The organism is Variovorax sp. OAS795 (assembly GCF_040546685.1).
In the GTDB taxonomy this organism is placed as follows: domain Bacteria; phylum Pseudomonadota; class Gammaproteobacteria; order Burkholderiales; family Burkholderiaceae_C; genus Variovorax.
Genome location: NZ_JBEPOH010000001.1, coordinates 1200690 through 1220153, shown reverse-complemented (window position 1 = coordinate 1220153; position 19464 = coordinate 1200690). Strand labels below are relative to the sequence as shown.

Here is a 19464-nt window from a genome sequence, read left to right as displayed (position 1 = left end):
AAACAGAAGAAAGAGTCCACATGGTCCAAAGCAGCGTTCTGGTGACCGGCGGGGCAGGCTTCATTGGCAGCCACACATGCGTGGCGCTGGCGGCCGCCGGATACACACCGGTCATTCTCGACAACCTGGGCAACAGCGACGCCCGTGTGCTGGATCGGCTGCGCCGGATCACGGGCAGTGCGCCGCGGCTGATCGAGGGCGACGTGCGCGACAAGGCGCTGCTGGACCGGGTGCTGGCCGGGGAGCGCTTCTCGGCCGTGATCCACTTCGCGGGCCTCAAGGCCGTCGGCGATTCGGTGGCCGACCCGCTCACCTACTATGACAACAACGTGCACGGCAGCCTGGTGCTCGCCGCAGCCATGCAGCAGGCCGGCGTCCACACATTGATTTTCTCGTCGTCGGCCACGGTGTACGGTGAGCCCGACCACTCGCCGATTCCCGAAGACGCACCCTGCCGGCCGGCGAATCCCTATGGCCGCTCCAAGCGCATGGTGGAAGAAGCGCTGGCCGACCTGCACCATGCGCAACCGGGCTGGCGCATTGCCCTGCTGCGGTACTTCAATCCGGTAGGCGCGCACGAGAGCGGGCTCATCGGCGAGCACCCGCACGGCAAGCCGAACAACCTGATGCCCTTCGTGTGCCAGGTGGCGGTGGGGCAGCGCGACAAGCTGCTCATCCACGGCAACGACTATCCGACGCCCGATGGCACCGGCGTGCGCGACTACGTGCATGTGATGGACCTGGCCGAGGGTCATGTCGCGGCCTTGCGGCATGCGGAAAAACAGGCGGGCCTGGTCACGCTGAACCTCGGCACGGGCCATGGCGCCTCGGTGCTCGAGGTGGTGCACGCCTTCGAGCGCGCGAGCGGGCGGCCGCTGGCGTATGAGGTCGGCCCGCGGCGTCCCGGCGACGTGCCCGCGTACTGGGGCGATCCATCGCTGGCAGCGGCGACCCTGGGCTGGCGCGCGCGGCGCGGGCTCGACCAGATGTGCGCGGACAGCTGGCGCTGGCAGCAGGGCAATCCGAACGGCTACCAGTAGCGGCCCGGCAGAGCCCGCGCGCGCTCAGCGGGCGCGGATCATCGTGCCGTAGGCCTGGTCGGTCAGGATCTCGAGCAGCATGGCGTGGGGCACGCGGCCGTCGATGATGTGCACCGCGTTCACGCCGCTCTTGGCGGCATCGAGCGCGCCTTCGATCTTGGGCAGCATGCCGCCCGAGATGGTGCCGTCGGCGAACAGGTCGTCGATTTCGCGCGCGCTGAGGTTGGTGAGCAGATTGCCGTTCTTGTCGAGCACGCCGGGCGTGTTGGTCAGCAGCATGAGCTTCTCGGCCTTGAGCACGGTGGCCAGCTTGCCGGCGACGACGTCGGCATTGATGTTGTAGCTCTCGTTCTCCTCGCCGAAGCCGATCGGGCTGACCACGGGGATGAAGGCGTCATCCTGCAGCGCCTTCACCACGCTGGGGTCGATGGAGACGATGTCGCCCACCTGGCCCACGTCATGCTGCAGGTTGGGATCGGCGCGGTCCGCCATCTTGAGCTTTTGCGCGCGGATCATGCCGCCGTCGCGCCCCGTGAGGCCCACGGCCTTGCCGCCGGCCTGGTTGATCAGGCCCACGATGTCCTGCTGCACTTCGCCGGCGAGCACCCACTCGACCACTTCCATGGTTTCGGCATCGGTCACGCGCATGCCCTGGATGAAGCTGCCCTTCTTGCCCAGGCGGTTGAGCGCCGCCTCGATCTGGGGGCCGCCCCCGTGCACCACCACGGGGTTCATGCCGACCAGCTTGAGCAGCACCACGTCTTCCGCAAAGTCGGCCTGCAGGGCCGGGTCGGTCATGGCGTTGCCGCCGTACTTGATGACGATGGTCTTGCCGTGGAACTTGCGGATGTAGGGCAGGGCCTGGGCCAGGATCTCGGCCTTGTCGCGCGGGGGAATGTTGAGGACGGGGTCGGTCATGGGCGGTCAGGCTCCAAAGCGAAGGACGATGGGAGAAATTCTCGCAAAGAAAGTGCGGTCAGGGGCGCAGCCAGCGTGGCACCTTGAAGCGCACGATCATGAGGTACGCGCCGACGTAGGTGGTGACGAACAGCAGGCAGAACAGCATGAGCACGATGGTGTTGTTCCAGAACAGCACGCGCCGGCACCACCGACAGCGCCGCGAACATCCAGAGATACGGCGAGGTCCGGTTGTTGCGAGCGAGCAATTGCCGCGCCTCGTCGTCGGCAAAGGCCACCCGCACGATGCGGCGGAAGATCAGCTGGTGAAAGTGCAACGCATCGGCCGTGCCGGGCGACTGCCCGCGCGCCAGCTTGCGGTAGATGGAAAACAGCGTCTCCCAGACCGGGTAGATCAGCAGCAGCATCGGAAACCATGGCGACACCACGCGGTGCCGCTGCACCAGCGTCACGCAGGCCACGGCGATGACCATGCCCCAGACGTAGGCCCCGCCGTCGCCGGCGAAGATCTTGCCGCGCGGATAGTTCCAGATCAGGAAGCCGACGGTCGCGCCGACCAGGCACACCATCATCGCCGCGAGCTGGCGGTCGCCCACCTGCAGCGCCACGTGCGAGATGGCCAGGCAGACCAGCACCGCCACGGTGCCCGCCAGCCCGTTGTAGCCGTCGATGATGTTGAAGGCATGCGGCAGGCCGCCGATGGCCAGGGCCGCGAACAGCACGGCGCCATACGGCACCATGGCCAGCCAGCCATCGACCGCCCCGATGCCCGTTCGCGACAGGCTGAGCCCCAGCACCCAGCACGCCAGCAGCGCGGAGCCGATGGTGAGCCCGAGCCGGTAGCGCACCCGGACGTTCTGCGTCACGTCTTCGGCAATGCCCGCGAGCACGGCGGGTGCAATGCACAGCAGCGTGAGCATCGAGGTCTTGACCGGCCACGACACGTTGAACGGATCGCTGCCCGTGATGCCCGAGGCCAGCCACGCCGCGCCCATGCCGAGCAGGATGCCTGCCCCGCCGAGCCGCGGCACGTGGCCCTTGTGGAAGCGCTGGGGCATGTCGGTGCCGTAGAGCCGCGCATGCCGGCGCGCGCGGCGCATGAACAGCTGGACCGCGAAGGCCGAGACGAAAAAACTGATGACGATCAGAGCAATCATGTGTGGGTGTCGGGAACCCTAGAATTCCCGAGCGAAATTAGACCATGCCAGCGCCCTCCCCCTTCCAACCCCCGATCACCGTTTCGATCGTCAGCCACGGCCAGCTCGCGCTGGTGCTGCCGCTGCTCGAGCAACTCGACCGCTTCAGCCGCAGCTCGACGGCCAAGGTGGTGCTCACGATCAACATCCCCGAACCCGACCTGCTGGCCGGCCGGACATGGGGGTTTGCCGTCGAGCGGATCGACAACGCGAGCCCCAAGGGGTTCGGGGCCAACCACAACCAGGCGTTCGGGCATTGCGAAACGCCCTGGTTCCTGGTGCTGAACCCGGACATCCGGCTGGATGGCGACGTGCTGGCCCCGCTGGTCGCACAGGCCCGGCCCGACGCCGGCCTGTTGACGCCGCGCATCCTCGAGCCGGGCAAGAGCACCCCCGAGCAGCACCGCGCGATCATCACGCCGCTGGAAATCGTCACCCGGCGCAAGCCCGGCTATGCACGCCCCGCGGTCCCCGACTGGATCCCGGGCCTGTTCATGCTGTTTCGAAGCCGTGCCTACCGCGAGATCGGCGGCTTCGACGAGCGCTTCTTCATGTACGGGGAGGATTTCGACATCTGCGCCCGGACGCGGCTCGCCGGCTGGCAGCTGCAGGTGGGCGAAGACCTGCTCGCGCGCCACGAGGCCCAGCGCGCCAGCCGCAGCAGCAGGAAGCACCTGTACTGGCACGTGACCAGCCTGCTGAAGGTGTGGAGCTCGGCGGTGTTCTGGCGCTACCTGCGGGCACGACCCCGCCAGTCCTGATAAAGGCGCTTTTTGCGTTTGCGAAGACAATCCGGGGCCGGGAAGCCGGAGCCAAGCCGCTTTTCCCTCCCACACGACGACGATGACGACCACCAGCAGCCCGACATCCCCGCAGGAACACGCCCACCTGGTTCACCCCAAATACCGACCCGACATCGACGGCCTGCGCGCCGTCGCCGTGCTTTCGGTGCTCGGCTACCACGCGTTTCCGCAGTGGATCAAGGGCGGCTTCATCGGCGTGGACATCTTCTTCGTCATCTCGGGTTTCCTGATCACCACGATCATCCTGGGGAGCTTCGAGGGCGACGGGTTCAGCTACCGCGAGTTCTACGCGCGCCGCGTGAAGCGCATCTTCCCGGCGCTGGTGCTGGTGCTGGCGGCCACCTTTGCCTTCGGCTGGTATTCGCTGCTGCCGAACGAATGGGAGCAGCTCGGCAAGCACGTGGCCGCGGGCGCGGGCTTTGTCTCGAACTTCGCGTTCTGGAACGAAGCCGGCTACTTCGACAACGCGGCCGAGACCAAGCCGCTGCTCCACCTGTGGTCGCTGGCCATCGAGGAACAGTTCTATATCTTCTGGCCCGTGCTGATCGGCCTGGCGTGGAAGCGCAAGTGGCGCGTGCTCGCGGTGGTGGGCATCGTGGCGGCCATGTCGTTCCTGCTCAATGTCTCGACCATCCACAGCCACCGCACGGCCGCGTTCTATTCGCCGCTGTCGCGTTTCTGGGAGCTGATGATCGGCGGCATGCTGGCATACATGCGGCTGCACCGGCCACTGCCCAAGCCGGGCTGGGGACGCCATGCCCAATCGATTGCCGGTCTCGTGCTGATCGGCCTCGGGCTGGCCTACATCCGCGGCGGCAAGGCGTTTCCGGGCTTCTGGGCCATCCTGCCCACGCTGGGGGCGTTCTATTGCATCGCGGCCGGCCCGACCGGCGTGCTCAACCGCTACGTGCTCGCCTCCAAGCCGATGGTGTGGGTCGGCCTGATCAGCTACCCGCTCTACCTGTGGCACTGGCCCCTGCTGGTCTACGCACGCATCGTCGAGGGCGATGTACCCTCCAATGGCCTGCGCGCGCTGATGCTGCTGGCGGCCTTCGTGCTGGCCTGGCTCACCTACCGCTTTGTCGAGCGCGGGTTGCGCCGAAGCGAGAACAACGCGGTGGTCCCGGTGCTGGTGGCCGTGATGGTGGGCTTCGTCGTGCTGGGCACCCTGGCGGCCACGCGCTACTACGTGGGGCGCCATAGCGATCCCTACTTCAACAAGACCGCCGCGGCCGCCAAGGACTGGGGCTACCCCGACGGGCTGAGCCCCATCAAGGTCGATGGCGAGGTGCTGCAGCAGATCGGCCACGGCAAGCGCCGGGTGCTGTTCTTCGGCGACAGCCACATCGAGCAATACGGCCCGCGCGCGGTGGAACTGGCCAAGATCGCGCCCGACACGCTCGACTCCATCTCGTTCGCCACCTGGGGCGCCTGCCCGCCCATTCCCAACGTGGTCGACGAAAAGAACAACCTGTGCGGCGAGCGCCGCGACGGCGCCATGCGGCTGGCCATCAGCGACAAGTTCGATGCGGTGGTGTTCGGCGGCTGCTGGAACTGCTACTTCTCCGAAACGGGCAAGGCGAATGCCGCCAATGCCGAGGCGGACCGCTACTACTACTCCGACGGCAAGACCCGGCGGCGCTTCATGGGCGGCGGCGGCGTGGACTTTGCGCTCAACATGCTCGAAGCCGTGATGACGAACCTAGCCAAGCACAAGCAGGTGTACCTGGTGCTGGACAACCCGGTGGGCGAAGGCTACGGGCCCGAGGAATTCATCAAGGGAGGCCGGCTGGGCAACATGAGCGTTGCGCAGATGTCGCCGACGACGCCATGGGTGCCGGCGCAGAAGGCACTCCACGAACGCATGCGCCAGATCGCGATCCGGAGCGGGGCGATCGTGATCGACCCCATCCCGACCCTTTGCAGGGGCGACCAATGCACCCGGGCGGATGCCGATGCCACGCCCATCTACAAGGACGCGGGACACTTGCGGGCCGAGTACGTGCGCAAGTTCGCGACGTACATCGACGTGGCGATGAGCACGCAGAAGCCGCCGCAAACTGGTGCGGCGCCTCCGCCCCCGTCGCGCTAGGCTTCAGGAATAGAGCTTGCGCAGGCTCCGGATGCCAGGGAGGCGCGTGACGGCGCCCACCAGGCGCACCAGCCCCGGCGAGCTGTGCCGCAGCAGGAACAGCGTGAGCCGCAGGCGCAGCTTCTTCTTGCGGCCCACGTAGGGGTTGGCCAGCACCATCGCACCGTACTCGAAGAGGATCGCGCTCATCTCTTCCCGGTACTGGTCGTCGTTCTTGATCGATTCGATCGCATGGTTGACGAAATACGGCTGGAAGCGCGGAACCAGGCAATCGCGAAAGTAGTAGCGGCCGCGCTGGTGCTCGTCGGGAAACATCTGCACCAGCTTCTTGAAATACTTGAAGCGGCTGCGGATCATCCGGATGCCGAACGACGTGCTGGCCGTATGGATGCACCAGACCGTGACGGCCTGGTCGACGAAGTGGTTGCTGAAGCCCTTGCGGAACACGCGCAGGAAGAGGTCGTCGTCTTCGAAGCCCATGAACTGCGAATCGAAGCCCCCGACGGCCTCGAAGGCCTTGCGGCTGATCAGCGTGGCCGAGGGCAGCACGAACATGTCGTGCCGCAGCAGGTCGTTGATGTTCTGCTTGGGATGGGTCGCATGCTCCTTGACGACGCCGGTGCGAACCACGTTGCCGTCGGCGTCGGCCTCGTACAGGTCGGCGTAGACAAAACCGAACAGCCCGTCGCCGTGGGGAATCGACGATGCGAGCGTCTCGATGTGGTTGGGCAGGTAGAAATCGTCCTGGTCCAGGAAACAGATGAAGTCGGAGGTGGAAGCCGCCACGCCGGCGTTGCGTGCGGAGCCCTGCCCTCCGTTTTCCTTGTCGATGATGCGAAACGGGTAGCGCTGCACCAGCGCGTCGAGCGCGGCGCGCTCCTCGGGGCGCGAGCCATCGTTGACGACGATCACTTCCGCCGCGGGGACCGATTGCTCGAACACGCTGCGCACGGAACGCTCGATGAAATCGGCGCCGTTGTAGAACGGGATGATCACCACGACGCTCGGCCATGGAAACGTGCGGTCGGCGGCGGGTGCGGCAGGAGGTGTCGGCAGGGTCATTGTTTTTATCTGGCTTGGCTTGGATCAGTGGGGCAGGAGCCTACACAGATTCGAAAAGATCGCGAACCACGCCACGCACGCCACGGCCGAACTTGTCGTAACGGCCCGTCATGGCTTCGCGCAGCACCGGCACGCAGCGCGCGAGCCGCGATGCCGGCAGGGCGGCCCTGAAGCGCTGGTGCTCAATCTTGCCGCGCACCTTGGCAAGGATGTCAGGCGACACCCGGTCGCCAAGCTGCAGGAGCCGCGCAAGAAGAAGCTCGGCCTTGACGGTGCGCTCGACGTGCGTGTTTCCCCTGGATGCGAGGGCCTTGCGGACCTTGCCGAAAAAGGTGTCGCGCCGCGCGCCGATCTGGTTGGATTCATGCTGGCGGTACTCGATGAGCGGCTGCTCCAGCAAGTCCACGCGGCCCACCGCGGACGCCACGATGCCCAGCCACTCGTCATGCACCCATTCGACCGGCAAGGGCAAGGCGTCCGGCAGCAGCGTGCGCCGAAACACCGTCGTCGCGCCGGTCACGAGGTTCCGGCGCAGGAACACGTCGAACGCACGCCCGCCGTGGATGCGCTCGAGTTCCGACGGGGTGACTTCGAGCGCATGGAACAACGACTGCTTCAGGTCGTTCCGGTTGGCATCGACCAGGCGCGCGTCTGTATGCAGCAGCAACAGGCTTTCGTCCTGCTGGAACTTCATTGCCATTTGTGCGAGCCGCTCGGGCATCCACACATCGTCCTGGTCGCTCAGCGCGATCAGCGCGCCGGTGCAGGCCCGGATTGCCTGCTCGAAGTTCTTGACCACGCGCAGGGGCTTGGCGTTCTCGAACACGCGCAGCGCCACCGGATGGCCCGGCCGCTCGGCGGCGCATTCGGCGATCGCCGCGCGAACCACATCGACCGAGCCGTCCTGCGAGGCATCGTCGGACAGCACGATTTCCGTTGGCGGGAGGGTCTGCAGGCAGATGCTGCGCACCTGTTCTCGCAGGAAGCGCGCGCCGTTGTGCGTGCAGAGGGCAACGGAAATCTGGAGGGAATGGGCGGTGTTCATGGAGGCATGCGCGGCGGCCACGCGAGATCGAAGTCCTCGGTATCGAGTGTCAGGTTGGGGTTGTAGGCGGGATCGTGCGCAATCAACGGAGCCCAGCGGCCCTGCATGATCGCCGCCTCGGCCGCCAACCGGCTGCGTGACTCGGCCGCCATTTCGAGGCCGCGCGAGGCGGATTCATGGTGCAGCAGCTCGGCCCAGGGCGTCCAGACGTTGCGCAGGCCCGCCTGGCGCAGGCGCAGGCAGAAATCGACGTCGTTGTAGGCAACGCCCAGGTGCGCCTCGTCGAGTCCGCCGACCTGCTCGTAGAGCGACTTGCGCACCACCAGGCATGCCGCCGTCACCGCGCTGAAGGACTGCATGAGCTGCGCCCGCCCTCCGTGGCCCGGATCCGAGCGGGCAAGATGCTTGTGCGCGTGGCCGGCAATGCCGCCGACGCCGAGAACCACGCCGCCGTGCTGGACCGTCAAGTCGGGATAGAGCAGCTTCGCGCCCACCGCGCCGACGCCGGGCTGCAGGGCGATCGACACCATCTCCGAAAGCCAGTCGGGCGAGACGACCTCGATGTCGTTGTTGAGGAGCGCCACCAGCTCTCCCCGCGCGCGTGCAACGGCTGCATTGTTCAGCGCCGAATAGTTGAACGGGCGTTCGTCCCGGATCACCGTGATGCCGGGCTGCGCATCGAGTTCGGCGAAATAAGCCAGCACCTCGGGATCGTCCGAGCCGTTGTCGACCAGCAGGATCTCGTAGCGGGGGTAGTCGGTCTCGAGCACGATGCTCTCGATGCACTGCCGCACCAGCGGCAACGCATTGCGCGTGGGGATGACCAGCGAAACCAGCGGCGGCATCGCCGGCAATGCATAGCGTGTGCGATAGCCGAATGGCGCGACCTCGGCGGTCGCTGCAATGCCGGTGCGCTCGAAATGCGCGTTGAGCGCGAGGACGCCTTCCGTGCCGCCCCTGGCTGCTTCAGCTATCCCGGCTGTGGCGATTCGGCGGTGCCCGAGCACGCGCGGAATGTGCAGGATCTGGTCGCCCCGCACGCGCTCCATGCACCGCAACGCAAGGTCGAGGCCGCGCGCAGCGGCCGATGGCGCCATCTGAACCCCGCCGACCTGATCGAACAGACCCGCCTCGATGGCGACCCACGGCGAAAAAAGATTGCGTCCGAGAAAAAGGTCCGGATTCCAGTCGGGCTTGAAAAATGGTTGGATGCGCTGTCCGCTCGCATCCAGTTCGTCCTCATCGGCATAAATCAGGCGCGCCTGGGGATGGGCGGCGATCTGCTGGGCGATCGTGTACAGAGCGTGCGGCGGCAAGATGCAACCGGCCTCGAGCCAGACGACCCAATCGGCGGATGCCGCGGCTGCGAAGGCCTCTGGCGATGTTTCGATGCGCCGCTGCGTCCAGCATGGATAGGCCTGTGCATCGAGGAAGCGCACGTCCAGTTCGCCCTCGTGCAGCAGCAGCAGGCGCGGGCGCTTCGGCCAGGCATCGACCTCTTTGCGCAAGCGGTCGTATTCGCCGGCGGCGGGCCTGTCATAGCGCTCGATCCAATCGGTGTAGTCTCCCCGCTCCACGTTCGGCGGGTTGGGCGCACCACGCACAATGCGTTGAACGCACCCGCTCATCCAACGCAAGGGCGCCGTGATTCGCCAACTGGTGGAACGCTGCATGCCATGGATTTGCGCTTCCAGCGCTTGGGCCTCGTGCTCGAGCAAGGCAATGCGGCGCTGGAGCTGCGCGCTGCTCGAACCGCCTTCAAGCCCCCGTGGACGGGAATGGGGCCGCGCGGCTGGCAGCGTGGGCTTACTGGACATTGCTCGGGATCATCACGAAAGATAGCGGCTTCCACTGGTTACCGGCCCCTGAAACCGGAGCCGGTAAAATTATCCTCTTCTTCACACTCCTATAAAAAATGCGCGTCCTTTCAGTTGTGCTCTCGGGGGGGGCAGGCTCCCGACTCTGGCCAGCGTCGAGGCAGGCGTTTCCAAAACCGTTCATGAAGCTTGGCGGCTCGACGCTGCTGCAGCAGGCCATCGAACGCGGCCAGGCCTGCGGCACCGGCGACCTGATGATCGTTACGAACAAGGACCATCTCTTCCTGACGAAGGACGTGCTCGGACAAATGTCCGACCCGCCGGACGCCACGCTGCTTCTCGAGCCGAAGGGCCGCAACACCGGCCCGGCCATTGCACTCGCGGCGCTCCAGTGCATCGAGAAATTCGGCGGCGATACCGTGATGCTGGTGCTGTCGGCCGATCACCTCGTGCCCGACGTCGAGGCCTTCGTCGCCAGTGCCAGCCAGGCCTTCAAACTCGCCACCCAGGGCGCGCTGGTCGTCTTCGGCATCAGCCCGACGAGTCCGGACACCGGCTTCGGCTACATCGAGGTGGCCCAGGCCTCGCGGTCGAGCCAGCCGGCCAAGCGCTTCGTCGAGAAGCCTGATCTCGAGACCGCCCAGGAATACCTGGCAACCGGACGCTACTACTGGAACAGCGGGATGTTCTGCTTCACGGCGGACGCCATATTGGCGGCCTTCGAGAAGCACGCACCCGAACTGCTGGCGGCCGCCAGGAAGGCGCTGCGCAGCGCGGCTCACGACGGCAACATGATCCAGTTCGGCCTGCACGACTTCGGACTCCAGCCCGACATCAGCATCGACTATGCAGTGATGGAGCCTGCCGAGAACGTGCATGTCGTGCCCGCCAAGTTCCATTGGAGCGACGTCGGGTCCTGGCCCGCAGTGGCAAAGGCCCAGCCACCCGATGCGAGCGGCAACACCATGCCCTCGGACGTCGTGGCCATCGACACCACGGGCACTCATGTCCAGGTCGACAGCCACATTCCGAAGCTGGTGGCAACGCTGGGGGTACACGACCTCGTCATCGTCGACACGCCCGACGCACTGCTCGTTGCCCACAAGAACAGCGCCCAGGAAGTCAAGAAAGTCGTCGACACGCTCAAGTCGCGCAAGCACGAGGCGGTTCACCTGCCCTCGGTGGTGCACCGGCCATGGGGCACGTACGCAACACTCAAGGAAGAAGACGGCTACAAGGTCAAGCGAATCACGGTCAAACCCGGAGAATCGCTGTCTTTGCAGTATCACCACCAGCGCGCCGAGCATTGGGTGGTGGTGCAAGGGCGAGGCATCGTCCAGATCGGCGACATCGAACATGTCACCGGGCCGGGCCAATACCGCCACATCCCATTGAAGGAGAAACATCGTTTGACCAACATCGGCGAAGATCTATTGGTGCTCATCGAAGTCCAGTGCGGTGTTTACCTTGGCGAGGACGATATCGTCAGGCTCGCAGACACCTACGGACGCACATGACCCAAGAAATTCACTCCAACCTCCACCGTAGCGCCCTGTCCGACTGGTGGGAGGGCACGCGCCGCACCGACATCTGGTGGACCCTGGCGTGGTTCGACATCGTGCTGCGCTACCGGCGTTCGATGCTCGGACCGATCTGGCTCACGCTGAGCATGGGCGCCATGATCGGCGGCATGGGCCCGCTCTACAGCTCGCTCTTCGGCACGGAACTGTCCAAGTTCTTTCCGCACCTTGCACTCGGGATCATCTTCTGGGGCTTCTTTGCCAGCGTGGTCTCCGAGGCGTGCAACGCGTTCGTGGGCTCGTCCAATTACCTGAAGCAGGGCTACTTCCCGATCAGCCTTTTCGTCTGGCGAAGCATCGCGCGCAACCTGATCCAGTTCGCACACCAGATTGTTCTGTATATCCCGGTGGCGCTGTGGGCGGGCATTTCGCTTTCGTGGTCGGCGCTGCTGATATTCCCCGCGATGTTGATCGCGATCGTCAATGCACATGCGCTCGGGCTGCTTCTGGGGCTCATCTGCACGCGTTTTCGCGACGTGACCCAGATCGTGACCAGCGTCATGCAGATGCTGATGTTTCTGACCCCGGTGTTCTGGCTGCCGGAAACCCTGCCGCAGCGCGCCCAGTACATCCTGTGGAATCCCTTTGCACAAATGCTCGACCTGCTGCGCACACCCTTGATGGGCGGCGTGGCGGAACTGCACAGCTGGCTCGGCATCCTGGTCTGGACGGCCGTCAGCGTCGTGGGCTCCACGCTGCTCTTCGTCAAGTACCGCCGGCGCGTTGTCTACTGGCTCTGATTTATGGCACTCATTTCACTCAAGAACGTCGCTGTCAATTTCCCGATCTACGGTGCGGGCGCGGCGTCTCTGAAGAAGACCTTGGCCGCGTCCGTCACGGGCGGACGTTTCGGCAAGGAGACCGGCGTCACCGTCGTGCAGGCCTTGAGCGGCATCAACCTGGAACTGCGCAGCGGCGACCGGCTGGGACTGATCGGCCACAACGGTGCAGGCAAGTCGACGCTGCTGCGCACCCTGGCGGGCGTCTACGAGCCTTCGGCCGGTGAATTCCGCCGCGAAGGCAGCGTTTCGAGCCTGATCGATCCGTCGCTCGGCATCGAGGTCGATGCAACCGGCGTCGAGAACATCATGCTGCGCGGCCTCGTCATGGGCATGAGCAAGAAGGAAATCGACCGGCGGACGCCCGAGATCTGCGAATTCAGCGGGCTCGGCCAGTATGTCGACATGCCGGTGCGCACCTACTCCACCGGCATGATGATGCGCCTGGCATTCGCCATCTCGACCAGCGTCGAGGCAGACATCCTGCTGATGGACGAATGGCTGTCGGTGGGCGATGCCGAATTCACGGAAAAAGCCGAGAAGCGCATGCGCGACGTGGTGTCCAAGTCCGGCATTCTGGTGCTTGCCTCGCACTCGCCCGACCTGATTGCCAAGGAATGCAACAAGGTCGTGAAGCTCAGCCATGGCCGGCTCGAAGCGGTGGACATGGACGAATGGATGGCCGAGTTGATGGCGGAACGCGCGCGACTGGTCGGCTGATCGGCCACACCCTCAAGGCCACGTGCGTGGCCTTGAGCAAACCTCCTGGCTGGCTTCAGCCCTTCGGCATCGTCCGTAGCGATGCCCGGATCTCCGCCAATCTCGCAGCCGCCCTGTGGCCCGCGGTTTCGAGCGATAGATCGATGGCCGCACGAGCCTTGCCCCGCGCCCCGATCTGCCTGGCCCATTCGCGGTCTTCGTAGAGTCGGCGCATGAGCTGCGCCGCGTGCTCCGTCGATGGCTCCGCCCATTCGAGATTTTCGTCGTAAGGCGGAATCGGGCGACCGAGTTTCACCAGCTTGTAGGGTACGAGCAGACTGTCTTCCTCGCCCATGAAATCGACGTTGCCGGAGTAATTGGTGGCAATGACCGGCTTGCCCATCAGCATGGCCTCGGCCATCGTGAGGCCCAGCCCTTCGCTGCGATGCAGGGACACATAAACGTCGCACGCGTCCATCAGCGACAGCACTTCGTCGGGGCTGTAGACCTGGTCGATCACCACGATGTTGTGGTTGGCCGCGGCGGCGCGCAGTTCCTGCAATTGGGCTGGGTGGCGGTCACCGAAGGACGTCTTCAGCACCAGCGTCACATCGTCCTGCGGTGTGAATGCAGCCTTGAACGCGTTGATCAGGCCAAGCGGATTTTTCCGCTCCATCACGCTCATCATGTGGAACGTGAACAGGAACGTGAAGCTTCCGTCTTGCAGGCCGAAGTACTTGCGCTCGCGCTGCTGATAGCTGCCCAGCGCAACACCTGGGAATATGGTGCGCACCGGAATGGAGAGCCGTTCGCGCAGACCCTTGGCAACGAATTCGGTGGCCGTCCAGACTTCATCGACCTTCGCGGCCGCGTCGAGCCACGAATCGGGAATCGAGTCGAATTCCCAGTACCAATAGGCGATGCGATAGGTGCGCGAGGGGTGCTCGCTCAAGTCGCTGCGGCTATAGGCCTCGTTGAAGAACGGCTCGGGTTGTGTGTGGATGATGGTCGTCTCGAAGTCTTCGAAATCGCGGAACTGGGCGTGGACCGGGTCGTCCTTCCTGTCCGTTCGAAGGTCGCGCAATGCGGTCTGCACGCCAACTTGTCGCAGCCCCTTGACCAGCGCTTCCACCGAAACGCGAAGACCCGACGGATATGAGAAATGGCCAATGACGTTGACGCCGAGCGACGTCATCTCGGCTGCCACAGCGTCCTTGTCGAGCGTGGCGCACCATTCCCGTATGTCCTTCGGCTGCATGGCTTCGGGCGACTGGAGCCAGTCGATCAGCGCCCCGGCAGACTGAGGGTCGTCAAGGGCGTCCGGATGCACGCGCTGCCAAAGCTCGCGCGTGCGATAGGCCGATCGAAGCTGACGCGCGGGCGGAATGTCGACTGCCCAGCGCTCCGGATCGGCCCACAACTCGGCCACGCGGTAGTGAGCGCGAAACCATGCGGCAAAGGCGCGGCGGCCAAAAATCGTCAAACCGTCTGGATAGAGCTTTTGCCACTCCGGCGTGAACTCGAAGGCCTTGACCAGTTCAGCTTCCGGCTTTTCGGCGGCGGTCCAGAACAGCCACCAGATCTCTTCGAGCCGCAAGCTTGCGTCCCGCCGGCCATGCTGCATGAACCAATGGAACAGGTCGCGCTTTCCGATGGGCAGCAAGCCATGTGGGAGCAGCGCCCGGACCTCCGAGTGAAAGAGAAATGCCTGCCGCGCCCGAGCCGCCAGGTCTTCCGACCACAACGCGCGAATTGCGGCGAGCCCATCGGGGCCAAGCCCGAAACGGCTTGCACCCTCTGCTTGCAGCCAACCGAAAAACGCACCGTCGGGACCTTCGGTCAGCGCCGCTGGGAAGCGCAAGCGAACGTCGGCACAAGTACGCAAGAGATCCAGGCACCACCGCGCCGCGGACCAGACGTCGCGCACGCCATGCACCGGCTGGGGCGTCCAGACCACGCTCTCGCGCGGCAGCATGGCGACCGCCAGGCAAGCGCCGTCGTTCGACAGGTCGAGCGTCTGGACCTGCGCCCTTGGCGAGCCGAACTCGCGCAGGCTTGCCCTGAGCTTCTCGCGGACCGTGGGCGCTCCACCCAGCCGAAGAACGGGGATGGCGTAGTTCGCATCCAGTTCGGGATGAAGATAGGGGTCTTCATCGATGCCCAGGGCGCGAATGTCGTCGGCCACACGGCGCATGTCGATTTCGGGATTGCTGTTGCCCCGCGTCGCGCCTTCATGATGTACCAGGCGCGCCTGCGGTACGTAGGCAATGCGGTAACCCGCACGCCAGACATGAAGGCAGAGTGCGACGTCGCTCATGGCGATGAGGTACGACTCGTCGAATCCGCCGACGCGCTCGAACACGTCCCGCCGGACCATCTGGCACGCACCCATGATGGCGAGCCAGTTGCGGGCGTGGTCCGGCGAACCGAACACGCCCCAACCGAGCCGTTCAGCGCTGCGGTACATCAGGCCGCAAAGATGAATGCCGACCCCCACGCCACCGTGCTGCAATTCGCCCGATGGAAAGACCAGCTTGGCACCGACCACGCCGACACCTGGCCGCATGGCGACGCGCACCATTTCGTCGAGCCAGTCGGGGGACACGATTTCGATGTCGTTGTTCAGGAACAGCAGGATCTCGCCGCGCGAGAACGCCGCGCCGTGGTTGCAGGCAGCGGAGTAGTTGAAGGTCTTGTTGAAGTGAACGATTCGAACGCTGGGTTCGGCCGCGAGCTCTGCGTAGTACGCCAGCGTTTCCGGCTCCGTGGAGCCGGTGTCCACGACGATGATTTCCTTGTTCGGGTAGGAGGTGCCTCGCAGCAGCCCGCCCACCGACATGCGCAGCAGATGGTCCTTGTTCTTCGAGGGAATGACGATCGAGACGAGCGGCGGCTGGTCGATGGCCCAGGTTGCATGCTGCGTGCCATCGGGCTGTGTCTGGACCGAGGCTTCGATCTCCTTGCGTGCCCAGTAGTTGCGCAACACCGCGCGATGCGCAACCGCTTCGGCCGACTCCGCGGGCGGCCTGTCCCGCAGGCTGCCCGCCGAACGATGGCACAACACCTTGGGGATGCGTGTGATGGTCTGCGCCATGTCGCTCGCACGAAGATTCAGATCCCACTCCACACCGGCGCCGGCATTGGCATCGACACCGCCTGCAGCCTCCACCAGGTGCCGACGCAACAGCGTCAGGCGCCCGAAGTAATTGAAGGCATACAGCAGTTCCGGAGACCAGCCCGGCTTGAAGTATGGCCGCGCCCGACCGCCCTCGACCGACCATTCGTCCTCGTCGCAGTACACGATATCGCTTGCCGGCGCCTCGATGAGCGCGTTGCCGATTTCAATGGCGGCACCCTGCGCGATCACGTCTCCGGCGTCGAGCACGGCAATGAAATCGCCGTCGGCCATCGAAAGGCAAGCAGAAAGCGCCTCGGCGCGGTTCATCCCGGCAGCGGGCACGGTGATGACACGGGGCTCTTCGTCCTGCAGCACGCGCAAGGCGTCGTCGAGTGCGTCCGCGTGATCGCTCGTGACCGCGACGACGAGCTGCCAATGCGGGAAATCTTGCGCGCGAATCGATTTGACCGTGTCGCTCAGCGACTCCGACTGTGCCCCGCTTGCACAAAGCAGAAAGCTCAACTTGGGAGTGACGAACGTGCCGGCGATTGCGGCTGACCGATGTTCGTGCTCGGCAATCCATTGGCGGTAGGCCTTTTGAGCGCTGGATCCGTCATCGGTGCCGGCAACCGGCAGGAACGGAAAATCGCTCGACTCGTTCGTGCTGCGGCGCTCCTTGAGAAACTGCAGCCGCTGCGGCATCCGCCAGGGCGTGGCAACCCACCAGGTGGCCTTCGCTGCGCGGCGCAGATGTCCGCGCCAAGAGGAAGGAATGGCTGCGGAGACCTTCCGCAAAGGGGCGGTCAGCCGCCAGGAGGTCGAATTGAGAACTGCGCTCTGCTGATGCAATGCCAAGGCTGCCCGCTGGTTCGCCTCTTCGATCTGCGCCTCGAACGAATCGCCGCTGCTGAGTACGAGTCGCTCCTGCAACTCCAGGCGCAGTTTCAGGGCGGCAATCTGCCGCTCTGCCTCGGCGAGTTTTTCTGCGTCTCGTGGTGTGTCGCTCATACTTGCTTTGTCTATCTGGAGCATTAGGTCGGCTTGCCCGCTCGATGTGCCAGTTCTTGGCTCCCCGGCGTCGAACATGCCTGTTGGCCTATGCCCGGCGCCCTGCGTATTTATTATCCCTGCAGGCTGTTGGCTTTCAGCCACGCAAATCTTGAACTATGTTGCACTTTGGTGTGACGCTTGTACCAATTCAGGTTGCTGTGCGCCGCCGCGGCCCCCTCGGAGCACCTGAGTACCTCCACCGCGGCAAGTTACGTAACAAATATGCCGCGTAGTAGCTTTTCCTGATTTGGCAGAATCTCGGCTTCGATCGGGCGGATCGTCCACTGTCACTTGGATGGTCCCAGCCTCCGCGCAATGCGGCCTTGCAGTAATACAGAAAAGGTTCTCATGAAAAAACATGCCGTAGTTACGGGCATCACCGGCCAGGATGGCGCTTACCTGGCCGAGTTGCTGCTCGCCAAGGGGTACGTCGTCTACGGCACCTATCGGCGCACCAGTTCCGTCAACTTCTGGCGCATGGAGGAACTGGGGATTCAGAACCACCCTGACCTCCACCTTGTGGAGTACGACCTGACCGACCTGGGAAGTTCGATCGAGTTGCTCCGCCAAGCAGAACCCGTCGAGGTTTACAACCTTGCGGCACAGAGCTTCGTGGGCGTGAGCTTCAACCAGCCGGTGGCGACCGCTCAGATCACCGGTGTCGGCGCCTTGCATCTGCTGGAGGCCATTCGCCTCGTCAATCCCAAGATCCGCTTCTACCAGGCGTCCACCTCCGAGATGTTCGGCAAGGTGCAGGCCATTCCGCAGGTGGAAGACACTCCTTTTTATCCGCGCAGCCCCTACGGCGTAGCCAAGCTCTATGCCCACTGGATGACCATCAACTACCGCGAGAGCTACGACATCTTCGGCTGCAGCGGCATCCTGTTCAATCACGAAAGCCCACTTCGCGGTCGCGAATTCGTGACCCGGAAGATCACCGACAGCGTCGCCAAGATCAAGCTCGGCAAGCTCGACGTGCTGGAGCTCGGAAATCTCGACGCCAAGCGGGATTGGGGTTTTGCCAAGGAGTATGTCGAGGGCATGTGGCGCATGCTCCAGGTCGACACCCCCGACACCTATGTACTCGCGACCAACCGGACCGAAACCGTCCGCGACTTCGTGCGCATGGCCTTCAAGGGCGCGGACATTGCCGTGGACTTCAAGGGCAGCGGCGAAGGCGAATCGGCCGTGGACATCGCGACCGGAAAGACTGTCATGCGTGTCAATCCGAAGTTCCATCGGCCTGCGGAAGTCGAATTGCTGATCGGCAACCCGGCCAAGGCCAAGGCTCAACTCGGCTGGGAGCCCAAGACCACGCTCGAGGAGCTTTGCCAAATGATGGTCGATGCAGACCTCCGGCGAAATCGACAGGGCTTCTCGTTTTGAGGATCCTGCTCACGGGCGCCGAGGGATTCACCGGCCGGCACTTCATTGAATACGCATCTTCCAAGGGACACTCGGTCATTGCGCTGCGTTCCGACCTGATGGACGATGAGGCGCTTCGCCCGGAGGTGCTGGAAGTTGCGCCTGATGCAGTGGTCCATTTGGCGGCAATCAGCTTTGTCGGGCACGCGGACGAAACGGCGTTCTATGCCGTCAATGTGGTCGGCACCACGAACTTGCTCGATGCAGTCGCCAGGTTGCCCGCCAAGCCCCGACGCGTGCTTCTGGCCAGCAGCGCCAACATCTATGGCAACACGGAAGCATCGCCGATCAGCGAAACGCAGCAGCCCGCACCGGTCAATCATTACGCCATGAGCAAACTCGCCATGGAATACATGGCGCGGACCTTTCAAGGCCGCCTGGACCTGGTCATTGCCCGCCCGTTCAACTACACGGGGCCCGGACAGAGCCCCAGCTTCCTGATCCCCAAGCTCGCGCTCCACTTCGCGCAGCGCGCGCGCGCCATCGAGCTTGGCAATCTCGATGTGGAACGCGAATTCAACGACGTGCGGATGCTTTGCGATGCCTATCTGGAGCTGTTGGCACACGGAGAGCCCGGAGAAAGCTACAACATCTGCACCGGGCGCCCCCACACGCTCCGCCACATACTCGACACCTTCATGCGCATGACGGGTCATACACCTCGCATCGAGGTCAACCCGGCTTTCGTGAGAGCGAACGAGGTGCACAGGCTGTGCGGCAACCCGGCCAAGCTCGATACGCTGCTACAACGGCATGGCACGACGCTTGAAGTACCGAGTCTGGAAGACACCTTGCAACGCATGCTGGCCTCCGCGGCGATCAGCGTCATCAAGACCTAGG

Annotated in this window: 13 protein-coding genes and 1 pseudogene; 8 read left to right on the top strand and 6 right to left on the bottom strand. The window is 64.5% G+C overall.

All coding sequences use genetic code 11. The features are described 5' to 3' along the window. The first annotated feature begins 20 nt into the window (after positions 1-20). A complete protein-coding gene (gene galE, locus ABID97_RS05765) occupies positions 21-1040 on the top strand; it encodes a UDP-glucose 4-epimerase GalE (protein WP_354397580.1) in 1020 nt (339 codons plus the stop codon). A gap of 24 nt (positions 1041-1064) precedes the next feature. Here galE and argB read toward each other — a convergent pair whose 3' ends face one another. Together argB and ABID97_RS05755 are read right to left on the bottom strand one after the other, a co-directional pair. Beyond that, positions 1065-1958, bottom strand: a complete 894-nt coding sequence (argB, locus tag ABID97_RS05760) for an acetylglutamate kinase (protein WP_354397579.1) — start codon at positions 1956-1958, stop codon at positions 1065-1067. A gap of 58 nt (positions 1959-2016) precedes the next feature. Continuing rightward, positions 2017-3115, bottom strand: a pseudogene (locus ABID97_RS05755) (glycosyltransferase family 4 protein). 44 nt (positions 3116-3159) lie between these two features. Here ABID97_RS05755 and ABID97_RS05750 point away from each other — a divergent pair. Both ABID97_RS05750 and ABID97_RS05745 read left to right on the top strand, forming a co-directional pair. Then, a complete protein-coding gene (locus tag ABID97_RS05750) occupies positions 3160-3915 on the top strand; it encodes a glycosyltransferase family 2 protein (RefSeq protein WP_354397578.1) in 756 nt (251 codons plus the stop codon). Between the two features lie 82 nt (positions 3916-3997). Beyond that, positions 3998-6049 (top strand): acyltransferase family protein, encoded by a 2052-nt coding sequence (locus tag ABID97_RS05745; RefSeq protein WP_354397577.1) that lies wholly within the window; start codon positions 3998-4000, stop codon positions 6047-6049. Between the two features lie 3 nt (positions 6050-6052). Here ABID97_RS05745 and ABID97_RS05740 read toward each other — a convergent pair whose 3' ends face one another. Genes ABID97_RS05740 through ABID97_RS05730 form a run of 3 tightly spaced genes read right to left on the bottom strand, consistent with a single transcriptional unit; the run spans position 6053 to position 9973 of the window. After that, positions 6053-7111, bottom strand: coding sequence for a glycosyltransferase family 2 protein (locus ABID97_RS05740; RefSeq protein WP_354397576.1), 1059 nt, complete (start codon positions 7109-7111; stop codon positions 6053-6055). A gap of 40 nt (positions 7112-7151) precedes the next feature. Continuing rightward, the gene (locus tag ABID97_RS05735) at positions 7152-8156 is read right to left on the bottom strand and encodes a glycosyltransferase family 2 protein (protein WP_354397575.1); all 1005 of its coding nucleotides are present in this window, start codon (positions 8154-8156) and stop codon (positions 7152-7154) included. Beyond that, the gene (locus ABID97_RS05730) at positions 8153-9973 is read right to left on the bottom strand and encodes a glycosyltransferase family 2 protein (protein WP_354397574.1); all 1821 of its coding nucleotides are present in this window, start codon (positions 9971-9973) and stop codon (positions 8153-8155) included. Before ABID97_RS05730 ends, ABID97_RS05735 begins: the two co-directional genes overlap by 4 nt. A gap of 98 nt (positions 9974-10071) precedes the next feature. Here ABID97_RS05730 and ABID97_RS05725 point away from each other — a divergent pair, with 98 nt between their 5' ends. From ABID97_RS05725 to ABID97_RS05715, 3 genes are read left to right on the top strand one after another with little or no spacing between them, the layout of a single operon-like run. Beyond that, positions 10072-11490, top strand: a complete 1419-nt coding sequence (locus ABID97_RS05725; protein ID WP_354397573.1) for a mannose-1-phosphate guanylyltransferase/mannose-6-phosphate isomerase — start codon at positions 10072-10074, stop codon at positions 11488-11490. Then, positions 11487-12293, top strand: coding sequence for an ABC transporter permease (locus ABID97_RS05720; RefSeq protein WP_354397572.1), 807 nt, complete (start codon positions 11487-11489; stop codon positions 12291-12293). Before ABID97_RS05725 ends, ABID97_RS05720 begins: the two co-directional genes overlap by 4 nt. 3 nt (positions 12294-12296) lie before the next feature. Continuing rightward, positions 12297-13052, top strand: a complete 756-nt coding sequence (locus ABID97_RS05715) for an ABC transporter ATP-binding protein (RefSeq protein WP_354397571.1) — start codon at positions 12297-12299, stop codon at positions 13050-13052. 55 nt (positions 13053-13107) lie between these two features. Here ABID97_RS05715 and ABID97_RS05710 read toward each other — a convergent pair whose 3' ends face one another. Next, complete coding sequence (locus ABID97_RS05710; protein ID WP_354397570.1) at positions 13108-17157, bottom strand: glycosyltransferase; 4050 nt, start codon at positions 17155-17157, stop codon at positions 13108-13110. 390 nt (positions 17158-17547) lie between these two features. On the opposite strand from ABID97_RS05710, the gene gmd reads away from it, so the two are divergent. Further along, positions 17548-18585: a GDP-mannose 4,6-dehydratase gene (gmd, locus tag ABID97_RS05705; protein ID WP_354397569.1), complete on the top strand. Its 1038-nt coding sequence runs from the start codon at positions 17548-17550 to the stop codon at positions 18583-18585. Further along, positions 18582-19463, top strand: coding sequence for a GDP-mannose 4,6-dehydratase (locus ABID97_RS05700; RefSeq protein ID WP_354397568.1), 882 nt, complete (start codon positions 18582-18584; stop codon positions 19461-19463). Before gmd ends, ABID97_RS05700 begins: the two co-directional genes overlap by 4 nt. Position 19464: the final 1 nt, after the last annotated feature.